The sequence below is a fragment of the Ilumatobacter sp. genome (assembly GCF_049588435.1).
Classification (GTDB): Bacteria; Actinomycetota; Acidimicrobiia; order Acidimicrobiales; family Ilumatobacteraceae; genus Ilumatobacter_A.
This window is the reverse complement of record NZ_JBAVYV010000015.1, coordinates 1-6251: the sequence shown is the minus strand read 5'-3', so window position 1 is coordinate 6251 and position 6251 is coordinate 1. Positions and strand designations below refer to the sequence as shown.

Below are 6251 nucleotides of genomic sequence, written 5' to 3'. Positions count from 1 at the left end.
GACACGGTCTTCGTGAACTACGTCGGCGTGCGCTCCTCCGACGCCGTCGAGTTCGACAACAGCTACGACCGTGGGGAACCGTTCCCCGTGGTGCTCGGCAGCGGCAGCGTGATCCAGGGTTGGGACGATGGACTCGTCGGAGCTCAGGCCGGCGAGCAGGTGCAACTCGACATTCCGGCCGATCTCGCCTACGGCGAAGCGGGCCGCGGAGAATTGATCGGCGAGAACGAAGCGTTGACCTTCGTGATCGATGTCCTCGCCGTGGTTCCTCCGGCCGACCCCGACGACGCTCCGACCGAGCCGGGCGTCGAACTCTCGGTCGACGAGGGCGTCGATGCCACCGAGTACGAAGACCTCGTCGTCGGCGACGGAGCGGCGCTCGAGCTGGGAGACACCGCGGTGATCCGGTATGTCAACTTCCGCGGCGACAACGGCGTGGCGATCGAGAGCAACTGGGGCGGCGAGCCGCTGAGCATCCCGTTCGAAGAGGGTCTGCTTCCCGGTCTCCTCGAGGGCATGGAGGGCATGAACGTCGGCGGTACCCGGGCGATCACGATTCCGCCGGAAGAGGGTTTCGGAGTCGAGGGCAATCCGCAGGGTGGCCTTCCCGCCGACACCGACATGATCTTCGTGATCGACCTCCTCGGCATCTACTGAGCCGGGGCGCGGCGCGCCTCCCAGCGTTCGCTCACACGACGACGATCAGGTCCAATCCGAGATCGAGCACCCGCGCCGAGTGGGTGAGTTCGCCGACCGCGATCAGGTCGACGCCCGTCTCGGCGACCGCCCTGGCCGTGTCGACGGTCAGGCCGCCGCTCGCCTCGAGACGCACCGTCGGGCCGACCTCGTCCCGGATGGCGACGGCCTCGCGCATCTCGGTCGGCGTGAAGTTGTCGATTAGGACCTCGTCGGCACCCGCCGCGATCGCCTCGCGCAGCCCGTCGAGCGAGTCGACCTCGATCTCGACGGGAATCGAACCCTCGAGGGCCCGCACACGTTCGTAGGCGGCAGCGATGCCGCCTGCTGCCGCCACGTGATTGTCCTTCACGAGCGCCATGTCGGACAGACCCATGCGATGGTTGTCGCCGCCGCCGCAGCGCACGGCGTACTTCTCGAGTGAGCGCAGTCCCGGCGTCGTCTTGCGCGTGTCACGCACGGTGGCAGAGGTCCCGGCGAGCGCGTCGGCCCACCGTCGCGTCAGGCTGGCCACGCCGGACAGATGGCAGAGCAGGTTCAAGGCAGTCCGTTCCGCCGTCAAGAGGAGGCGGGTCGGCGCCGTCACGCGTGCGACCTCCGTTCCGGCGACGACCGATGATGCATCGTCGACGAGCAGTTCGACCTCGCTCGCTGCGCTGCCGCAGACGGCCTCGATCACCGCGGCGACGACGGGAAGGCCGGCGACCACACCGTCCTCACGGGCGCCGAACGTGGCGATGCTCCGCTGATCTTCCGGGATCGTCGCAGTCGACGTGACGTCGATCCCGCCCATCAGATCCTCGGAGATCGCCATGCGCACCACAGCCGCGACTGCATCGGGATCCAGACCGGCATCGATCAGCTGCGCTCGCGTCCTGTCGGAGAGCGGATGGAAGACGAACATCCGCCCGACCCTAGGCGTGGCGGAGGCGGTTCGACCCAGTCCGTCACCGTCGAGCGGACCCCGTCACACGGAGGCTGGCGCGGGGCGCACGTCGACCGCACCGGATGGGTCGAGCACCACTTCGAGGTGACGGAGCCACGCGGGTTCGGTGCCGGGATGGTCGCTGCGTCGGTGGCAGCCACGACTCTCGGTCCGCTCCAACGCTGCGGACACGACGGCGGAGGCGATCGTCAACAGGTTGGTGGCCTCCCACGAATCCCGGCTCGGCTCGACGCCTCCGTTCGTTGCACGGCTGAGCGTGCCGAGTGTCGACATCGCGGATGCGAGGCCCGTCGCGTCGCGGACTACGCCGACGTGGCGCGACATCGCCGTGGACACCTCGCGGAGTCGGTCCGGATCGAACAGCACGTCGGCGCCGGACGAGACCTTCTCTGGCGCGATCCGTGCGGGGACGGGAAGCTCCCACGCGAGGTCCCGACCGACCCGGGTTCCGGCCACGATCGACTCGGTCAGGCTGTTCGACGCGAGCCGGTTGGCACCGTGGACGCCGGTCGAACTGACCTCCCCGACCGCGAACAGTCCGGGCAGGGTCGTGGTTCCGTTCAGGTCGGCCGTGATCCCACCGCAGCTGTAGTGCGCAGCGGGAGCGACCGGGATGCGTTCGGTGGCCGGGTCGAGTCCGATTTCACGGCATGCGGCGAAGATGCTGGGGAACCGCTCCGCGAAGCGCTCGCCCATGTGCGTGGCGTCGAGGTACACGTGATCGTCGACGCCGGCGGGGGCGAGCGCCATGCGCGCGCTGATCGCCGCCGAAACGACGTCGCGCGGAGCGAGATCCTCCTGCGGATGGATGCCCTGCATGATCCGTTCGCCGGCCGCGTCGTAAAGGATCGCCCCCTCACCCCGCACCGCTTCGGAGACGAGCGCTTGCTGTCCGCGCGCGCCCGGTCCACGCCAGAGCACCGTCGGGTGGAACTGGACGAACTCGGCGTCGCGGATCGGGAGTCCGGCGCGCAGCGCCAGTGCGACTCCGTCGCCGGTCACCGCCGGTGGATTCGACGTCGACGCGAAGACCTGCCCGTAGCCACCACACGCGATGACGACGGCGCGGGCGGTGATCGTCCCGACCGATTGCACCGCACCGTCCTCGTCCAACCGCGCGACTCGGACCCCCCCGACCTGCGGCGATCCGTCGGGCGCCCGTCCGACCACGAGATCGAGAGCGAACGTGTGGTTCATCACCTCGACACCTGCACCGACCGCCGACTGGTCGAGCGTTCGCTGGACCTCGGCACCCGATCGATCTCCGCCGGAGTGCACGATCCGATCGTGGCTGTGGCCGCCCTCGCGGGTCAGCGCGATGTCGATGTCGAGACCGGGGCGCGGGACGTCGTCGTGGCTCGGGTCGAAGGCCGCTCCGAGCCGCATCAGGTAGCGGATGGTGGTGGGAGCCTCGTCGACGAGCTGACGGACCACGTCCTCGTCGCACAGTCCGGCGCCGGCGACGAGCGTGTCGCGGACGTGGTTCTCGGTCGAGTCGGCTGGATCGAGCACCCCGGCCAATCCGCCCTGCGCCCACTGTGTCGAGCCAGCTTCGAGGATGCCCTTCGTGACGACCAGCACGCTGCGGACCGGTCGGACCGCGAGTGCGGCCGACAGTCCGGCGGCCCCCGATCCGAGCACCACGACGTCGACGTCGCGTTGCCACGTGGGCGCGGGTGCCTTCAGTCGGCGAGGTAACACCATCCGCTCATCGTGCCACGCGCGTTACGTCACTCGGCGGTGGGCGAGGGGGTTCCGATCGCGACCATCCGCTCGAGCGACTGGCGGGCGGCGTCGGCGATGTCTCGATCGATCGTCACCTCGTCGGTGCCGGTCGACAGCGAGCGCAGCAACTTCGCCGGCGTGATCATCTTCATGTACTTGCACACCGCGGCGCGGTTGACCGGCTCGAAGTTCACGTTCGGCGCCGCCTTCTCGAGCTGGTGGATCATGCCGGTCTCGGTCGCCACGAGCACCGTGCTCGCGGTGGTCTCGCGCGCGGCGGCGATCATCCCGCCGGTCGAGAGGATCTTGGTGCGCGCCTCGGGGACCACGCCCGCCCCGACGAGGTAGAGGGCGCTGGTCGCGCAGCCACACTCCGGATGGACGAACAGCTCGGCGTCGGGCTCCGCCTCGACACGTTCCTTCAGGTCGGCTCCGTTGATCCCCGCATGGACGTGGCACTCGCCCATCCAGATGTGCATGTTCTCGCGTCCGGTGATGCGTTGGACGTGAGCTCCGAGGAACTGGTCCGGACAGAACAGCACCTCGGTGTCGGCCGGGATCGACTGGACGACCTCGACCGCATTCGACGACGTGCAGCAGATGTCGGTCTCGGCCTTCACCGCGGCGGTGGTGTTCACGTACGACACGACCACGGCGCTCGGATGCTCCGCCTTCCACGCGCGCAACTGATCGGCGGTGATGGTCTCGGCGAGCGAACAGCCGGCGCGCTCGTCGGGGATCAACACCGTCTTGTCGTAGCTCAGGATCTTCGCCGACTCGGCCATGAAGTGGACACCGCAGAACACGATCGTCGACGCGTCGACCTCGGCGGCGACCCGCGACAAGCCGAGCGAGTCGCCCGTGTGGTGAGCGATGTCCTGGATCTCTGGCAGCTGGTAGTTGTGCGCCAGGATCACCGCGTCCTTCTCGTCGGCGAGCGCTCGCACCCGCTCACGCCAGTCGCTCGGGAGCAGGTCGACCTCGGTCGTCGGTGCAGAATCCGTGGAGGCGGTCATGGTCTCAGCGTACGTCCGATCCGTCCAGGGAGATCGGTCCGTGCGATCACGCGCGTCGAAAGAACTCGCGCAGGTCGTGCTCGAACGCGGCCGAGAAGTCGTCGTAGAGCGGACGGATCGCGTCGGCGGTCCACGGTGTGGGGGTGAGCTCGGGCGGCAGTTGCGGCTCGACGCGCAGGAACCGGACGGCTGCGGCGGCGACGGTGAACGTCGTGGCCAGGTCGGTGTCGGCGTCAGTCGACCCGAGAACCGGCAGGTGGTCCGTGAGCGCCCGTTCGAGACGACGCGCCTGCTCTTCGATGTCGTCGAGCGGCCAGAGCCGGCGGACGAGATCGTCGACGTCGTCGGCATCGAGTTCGCCACGGCTCAGCAGCACCCCGCTCGCTCGTGGCGGTGGTGTCACATTCGCCGGTCGCAGCCAGATGTCGGGGCGGAGTTCGGCCATGCGTGCACCCTGCATCGACGAACGGAACGACCGTCGGTCGGCCACGGTGCGTCGATCCGACTCGACGATCACCGACCACCACGTCCCGTCCCAGTCGGTGTCCGGTGTGCTCCGGCCGGTGTCCTGTTCCCGTTGACGTTCGAGCAGTCGACCGGTCAGTCGATAGTGCGAGTCGTCACTCTCGAGTTCGCCGGAGGCGACCATGCGCGAGAGCGCCGTGCGGACCGTTCCGGGACGGATTCCGAAGCGCTCCGCCAGCGCGATCAGCGATCGTGCCGACTGCTGCGGCGGGTGCGTACCGAGCAACGACGACAGCACGACCGAGCGGGCGTTCAGCGGGTCGATTCCGAGTGCCGCGACGTCGACGGAATCGACTGATCTCGACGACCCGATGTTACGCAACTTGTTCGACACGATCGCGTACTGTATCATGGAGGTCGATGACCACGACGTTCGCTCCCACCCTCGTCCCGACGCCCGACGAGTTGCCCGACGTCCTGCCGACCGACCGCCTGAACGCACGCGGGATGGCACGCAACCCGCTGCGTTCCGAGCTGCGCCACATCGACAACGTCGGCAATGTGTTCACGGTCGTCTGGGCTCTGGCGCTGTCGTTCGGCGTCGTCGCCGCAGCGGGTTGGCTGAACACGTGGTGGGCATACGTTCTCGCGTTCTTCCTGCTGGGAGGTGGTCACGCGCGACTCAACATCCTCGGACACGAGGCCGCGCATCGCCTGCTCTTCTCGAACCGCCGCGCCAACGACTGGGTCGGGAGGTGGGTGCTCGCGTACCCGACCTTCCAGGCGTTCCAGGCGTATCGCCGTGTTCACTTCGCCCACCATCGCGACGAGATGGGTCCCGAGGAACCCGACATCGGGCTCTACAGCGGCTACCCGATTCCCGCCGACTCGTGGCGCCGCAAGATGCGCCGCGACGCATTCGGGACCAGCGCATACAAGAACTTCCGCGGCCTCTGGAACGCGGCCCGCAGCGGGAGTCGCGAGGCCTGGTACATCGTCGGATGGCAGGTCGCCGGCGCCGGATTCTCGATCGCGATCGGACGACCATGGATGTACGTCGTGTGGGTCCTGTCCTGGTCGACGCTGTGGCGGGTCTCGAACCGGGTCCGCTCGATCGCCGAGCACGGTGGCATGATCCGCTCGAAGGACCGTCGCCTCACCACGCACGTCGTGCGCCAGTCGCTTCTGGCCCGGATGTGGATGGTCCCGTACAACACGGGCTGGCATCTGGCGCACCACGTCGACATGGGTGTTCCGTGGCGCAATCTGCCGCGCCTCCACGCCGAGTTGGTGGCGTCCGGCTGGGTCACCGAGCAACTCGAGTACCCGAGCTATCGAGCCTTCGTCCGCGCTGCGACCAACGGCGTGGCGCCCGATCAGGAGATGGCGGCAGCGACCGAACG

The 6251-nt window shown here is 68.4% G+C and carries 6 protein-coding genes; 2 read left to right on the top strand and 4 right to left on the bottom strand.

The annotated features are described in order from the left end of the window. Positions 1–657, top strand: a 657-nt coding sequence (locus WBV89_RS00445) for an FKBP-type peptidyl-prolyl cis-trans isomerase (protein WP_423979376.1), incomplete at its 5' end; no start/stop codon positions are given. 31 nt (positions 658–688) lie between these two features. Here WBV89_RS00445 and nadC read toward each other — a convergent pair. The 4 genes from nadC to WBV89_RS00425 form a co-directional block, all read right to left on the bottom strand. Next, positions 689–1600 carry a carboxylating nicotinate-nucleotide diphosphorylase gene (gene nadC, locus WBV89_RS00440; protein ID WP_423979375.1) on the bottom strand — a complete coding sequence of 304 codons (912 nt, stop codon included), beginning with the start codon at positions 1598–1600 and terminating at the stop codon, positions 689–691. A gap of 63 nt (positions 1601–1663) precedes the next feature. Further along, on the bottom strand, positions 1664–3346 hold the full coding sequence (locus WBV89_RS00435) for an L-aspartate oxidase (RefSeq protein WP_423979374.1): 1683 nt from the start codon (positions 3344–3346) through the stop codon (positions 1664–1666). 26 nt (positions 3347–3372) lie between these two features. Further along, positions 3373–4383 carry a quinolinate synthase NadA gene (gene nadA, locus WBV89_RS00430; protein ID WP_423979373.1) on the bottom strand — a complete coding sequence of 337 codons (1011 nt, stop codon included), beginning with the start codon at positions 4381–4383 and terminating at the stop codon, positions 3373–3375. A gap of 46 nt (positions 4384–4429) precedes the next feature. Then, positions 4430–5242 carry a PaaX domain-containing protein, C- domain protein gene (locus WBV89_RS00425; RefSeq protein WP_423979372.1) on the bottom strand — a complete coding sequence of 271 codons (813 nt, stop codon included), beginning with the start codon at positions 5240–5242 and terminating at the stop codon, positions 4430–4432. A gap of 26 nt (positions 5243–5268) precedes the next feature. On the opposite strand from WBV89_RS00425, the gene WBV89_RS00420 reads away from it, so the two are divergent. After that, positions 5269–6251, top strand: a 983-nt coding sequence (locus WBV89_RS00420) for a fatty acid desaturase family protein (RefSeq protein ID WP_423979371.1), incomplete at its 3' end; no start/stop codon positions are given.